This window comes from bacterium, from assembly GCA_029210545.1.
Classification (GTDB): Bacteria; BMS3Abin14; BMS3Abin14; order BMS3Abin14; family BMS3Abin14; genus JARGFV01.
Genome location: JARGFV010000184.1, coordinates 1 through 2,828, shown reverse-complemented (window position 1 = coordinate 2,828; position 2,828 = coordinate 1). Strand labels below are relative to the sequence as shown.

The 2,828-nt window shown below is 59.6% G+C and carries 2 protein-coding genes; both read right to left on the bottom strand.

Translation table 11 applies throughout. The features are described 5' to 3' along the window. Positions 1-2,127, bottom strand: a 2,127-nt coding sequence (locus tag P1S46_12110) for a polysaccharide biosynthesis tyrosine autokinase (protein MDF1537214.1), incomplete at its 3' end; no start/stop codon positions are given. Between the two features lie 351 nt (positions 2,128-2,478). After that, the gene (locus P1S46_12105; protein MDF1537213.1) at positions 2,479-2,685 is read right to left on the bottom strand and encodes a type II toxin-antitoxin system HicB family antitoxin; all 207 of its coding nucleotides are present in this window, start codon (positions 2,683-2,685) and stop codon (positions 2,479-2,481) included. Between the last annotated feature and the right edge of the window lie 143 nt (positions 2,686-2,828).

The window sequence follows — 2,828 nt, the reverse complement described above, 5'->3', positions numbered from 1 at the left end:
CAGGGCGTCGGCCACCAGGTTGACCGGGGGAGTGTCGATGATCACCATGTCGTAATGCTCCCGAAGTCCGTCCAGAAGCTCCTTCATGGCGGGAGAGCCGAGGAGCTCGGCGGGGTTCGGGGGGATCTTGCCGGAAGTGAGAACCCGCAGGTCCTTGACGTGATCTTTCTTGATAGCATCCTGGAACGTCATCCTGTCCACCAGAACCTCTGACAGACCGGGCTTTTGTTCAACTCCCAGGACGACGTGCTGCTGCGGATGGCGCATGTCGGCATCGATTATCAGTGTTCTCTTGCCAAGGAGCGCCGAGAGAGCCGCCAGGTTGGCGACCACAAAACTCTTGCCGGCTCCCGGGCCCGGACTTGTGACCGCCACGATCTTGAGATCCTTTCCCTCCCTGGAGAAGAACAGGTTCGTCCGCAGCGTCCGGAAGGCCTCCGTAACGGGAGCGTACATCTCCTCGATGACGAGATGCGGTTTCTTCTCCTTCCTTCGGGTGTATGCCCTTTTCACGAAGGGGATGGTCCCGTATACGGGCACGCCCACCCTGGTTTCCAGGTCCTCGGTGTCCTTCACCGAATCGTCCAGGTACTCCCGGAAGAAGACAACGCCCACGCCCAGCATGAAGCCGAGGACCAGACCGAGCAGGAGGTTGCGCGCCTTTTGCGGCTTTACAGGCTTTATGGGGACCGTGGGGGGATCCACCACGCGGATGCCGGACACGGTGGACGCCTTGAGTATCCTCGTTTCCTGCTCCTTTTCCAGGAGGAAGGAGTAGATCTTCTCCTGAATGAGCACGTCCTTTGCCAGCCTGGCCAGGTTCCTCTCCACCTCCGGCAGGCGCGCCAGCTGGTCCCTGTAGTTGTCCAGGACGCCCCGGACCGCCTGTTCACGCCGGGACAGGCCGCTGCGGATGGCCGTGGCGGTGCTCCTGATCTGGCCGGCGACCAGCTCGATCTGGCTGTCGAGACTGCTCACGACCGGGTTCTGCGGCGTGTACTCCCTGAGCTGTTCCTCCCTCTGCCGCAGCATCAGTGAGAAGTCGGAGATGAGGGCGGCCAGCTCCGGCGACTGAATGTCCAGGGCGCTCATCCCGGCCGCTAAAGCCGCGGATCCCTTGTCCATGGAATCGAGAAGTGATGCCAGCCCCTCCTGCTGGACGTTGAGCCTGTTGATCTCCACCTCCACGTTCGAGACGCGTCCCACCAGGAGTTCGGCCTCCTGGGAGAGGGCCACCGTACCCGTCCGGACCTTGAAATCGTCCAGGAGGGTCTGGGAGCGGACCAGGTTGTCCTTCACCTGCTCAACCTGGCCGGTTATGAAATCCAGGGTGGCGATGGCATCCCGGGACGAATCGTCCACATCCCGGTTCACGTAGAGCCGGTTCATGGTTTCCAGGACGAGGGATGCCTTTTCAGCGTCGGTGGAGCGGTAGGTGAGCCGGACGACCCCCGTATTGCGGCCCACCTGGCTGACCTTGAGGTTTCCCAGCAGGCCGGCCGCGGCCACCCGCAGGTCGTTTTTGATGAGAACGAACCGGTTCCCGGTACGTCCGGCGTCCAAACTGACCTGAACGGCCACCCCGGCCCCTGTTGCCCTCTGACCGGCAGTGCCCTTCAGGAGTTCCCTGCCGTCGAAATACAGGGTGTAGCTTGCGGCATCCCTGTCGAAAACAAACTCCAGCTCCTTACCCAGCAGCTCCGCCGGCACGGAAAGTTCCTCGATGACGGGGCCCGTTGAAGGTTGGTCGTTGAACGTTGAACCCTTGTCCGCCCCCCCAGACAGCCGGGTGAGCAGGCCGGCCCTGGGGCGGACGAGGACTTCCATCCCCAGGGCCTTCGCCACTTCCGCGGCCAGGCTCCGGCTTTTGAGGACCTCCATCTCCGTCTCAACCTTGTTCGGCCCGGTGGAAAGGTTGGCCAGTTCACCGAGGATGGCCGCGCCCCTGGCTCCTTCACTGACCTGCAGCAGCGTTTCGGCCTCGTATACGGGCTGAACCACGAAGGTGTAGACGGCTGTCGTGACGAAAACAGCGGCAAAGACAGACACTGCGAGCTTCCAGCGCCGATGAAGGACCTTGATGTAGTCGCGGAGGTGGACCTCCTCTTCAAAATGCGAATTTTGCATTGGTGGCATGTTGTTAGGAGGATTGTTCATCGGGTCGTCTGCCCCTTAATGTAGATTTAAAGTATAGGCAATTGGCTTTAGGCAATGGGCAATGGGTGTAAAGTGCAGGCTATGGGCTAGAGGCAAGGGGCTATGGGTTAGAGGCTATAGTTAACAGCTGGCTATGGGCCAGGGGCCAGGGGTGAGATCCACCTCTCGCCCCTTGCCTCTCGCCCCTCGCCCCTCGCCTCTCGCCCCTCGCCTATTGCCTCTCGCCCCTTGCCCCTCGCCCCTTGCCTCTCGCCCCTCGCCAACCAAGCTTTTCAAATGTTTTAACGACCTCTCTGGGCCTCAGCACCGGGACGGTGGACATTACACGGCGACCTCGACCTGGCGAGTACTAACGGTAAGCGGCATCCCCTTCTCTGTTCGTACTTCAAGGCATTCTTTGATCGCTTCCCGAATATTACTCTCCGCTTCCGACTCAGTCTTACCCTGACTGACACAGCCCGGGATCGATGGACATTCGGCAATAAAGATGCCGTCTTCATCCTGAAACAGAGTTACAATAAATTTCATGATTCATTCTCCTTTTAATTCATCCACCAGACCTCAAGGTCATCAGCGAAAAAATCATGATACTATTTTGATAGAGTCGCAAAAAGTCCAATCCGGGACTTTTCGCTCCACGGAAAGGGAAAAGCGTGGTTTTCCCTTTCCTT

What these genes read in the sequence shown, in the direction of transcription:
- P1S46_12105 (MDF1537213.1), bottom strand. Translation starts at nt 2,685, where the DNA reads ATGAAATTTATTGTAACTCTGTTTCAGGATGAAGACGGCATCTTTATT.